The 1,093-nt window shown below is 64.4% G+C and carries 1 protein-coding gene; it reads left to right on the top strand.

The genetic code is table 11. The features are described from left to right. Positions 1-60 precede the first annotated feature (60 nt). Positions 61-1,093 (top strand): vWA domain-containing protein (locus BN1120_RS03515; protein WP_042014778.1); only part of this gene is annotated, 1,033 nt, incomplete at its 3' end.

The raw sequence follows: 1,093 nt of genomic DNA, 5'->3' as shown, positions 1-1,093 counted from the left end.
GAGCAGGACCTGCATCTGTTTGAGAAGCTCGCCTTTCTGGCCAGACGCGGCAGCTGACTGATGCTGATCGACTTTTTTACCCACCTGCGCCGCCACAAGCTCCCCTGCAGCCTGCGCGAACTGCTGGACTTGCACGCGGCGCTGGCAGCCCGGCTGGCTAGCCTCGACATGGACGAGTTCTACCAGCTCTCCCGCTGCCTGCTGGTGAAAGACGAGGCCCACTACGATCGCTTCGATCGCGCCTTCGCCGAGTATTACGAAGGATTGGCCGCCATCCCCCTGTTGCCGGAGAGTCTGCCCGAGGAGTGGCTGCGCAAGGAGTTCGAGCGGCTATTGAGCGCCGAGGAGAAGGCGTTGCTCCAATCCCTCGGCGGGCTCGACCAGCTGCTGGCGACCCTCAACCAGCGGCTAAGCGAGCAGAAAGCGCGCCACGCGGGCGGCAACAAGTGGGTCGGCACCGGCGGCAGCAGCCCGTTCGGCCACGGCGGTTTTCACCCGGAAGGGATCCGCATGGGGGGAGAGGGCCAGCATGGCAAGGCGGTCAAGGTGTGGGAGGCGCGCCACTTTCGCAACTTCAGTGACGACTCGCCCCTGGGGCAGCGCGCCATCCAGCTCGCCCTGCGCAAGCTCAGACGCTGGGTGCGCCGGGGCAATCCCGACGAGCTGGATCTCGACGACACCATCCAAAGCTCGGCCAGGCAAGGCTGGCTCGATGTGAAGCTGCGGCCCGAGCGCCACAACGGGGTCAAACTGCTGGTCTTCTTCGACGTGGGGGGCTCCATGGATGCCCACGTGGCCGAGGTGCAGCGCCTCTTCTCGGCCCTGCGCCACGAGTTCAAGCACCTGGTGTTCTTCTATTTTCACAACTGCCTCTACGACTTCGTCTGGCAGGACAATGCCAGGCGCCTTGATGATCGGCTCGATACCCTGCGGCTGCTGCGCACCTACGGCAGCGACTACAGGGTGATGGTGGTGGGGGATGCGAAGATGGGCCCCTATGAAATCACCTGGCCAGGTGGCAGCGTAGAGTACTGGAACGAGGAGCCCGGCCAGGTGTGGCTCGGGCGCCTGCAACAACATTTCCCCAAGATGG

It is taken from the genome of Aeromonas caviae (assembly GCF_000819785.1).
In the GTDB taxonomy this organism is placed as follows: Bacteria; Pseudomonadota; Gammaproteobacteria; order Enterobacterales; family Aeromonadaceae; genus Aeromonas; species Aeromonas caviae.
The sequence above is the reverse complement of the archived record's forward strand: the minus strand, read 5'-3'. Positions and strand labels throughout refer to the sequence as shown.